At 42.9% G+C, this 466-nt stretch carries 1 protein-coding gene; it reads right to left on the bottom strand.

The genetic code is table 11. From position 1 onward, the window contains the following. A partial coding sequence (locus A3761_RS02680; RefSeq protein ID WP_156491535.1) for a putative Ig domain-containing protein occupies window positions 1-466 on the bottom strand: 466 nt, incomplete at both ends.

Genomic DNA, 466 nt, shown 5'->3' with positions numbered 1-466 from the left:
TGATTGTGACAGAGTGAATACCAGCTTCATCATAGCTAGGTACCCATTGAATTAGGCCACTTGAATTGATGCTCATGCCAAGAGGCGCACTTTGTAGCGTGTAGGTAAGCTGATTGTTATCGGGGTCAACAGCATCCAAGCTATAGCTATAGGGTGTATTCTCTAGCCCATCATTTAAGCTCATCGTATTGATGACAGGCGCTCGGTTAGTATTCTGTACGTTGAGACTAAAGCTTTGTGTGTCTTGCAGGATACCATCTGTTACCGATACCGTAATCGGATATTCTGCAGCTGCATAATAATCAGGTACCCACGACACAAGCCCCGTATTCGAATCAATTGACATCCCATCTGGGGAGTTAAGTAAATTGAAGGATAAGTCACTGCTATCAACATCAGTAGCAACTATTTGGTATTGATAGAGTTCACTTTCTATCGCTGACAACATTGGGGTTGATGCAATAAC

This window comes from Oleiphilus sp. HI0123, assembly GCF_001635315.1.
Note: the sequence above shows the minus strand (reverse complement) of the source record. Positions and strands in the feature narration are given on the sequence as shown.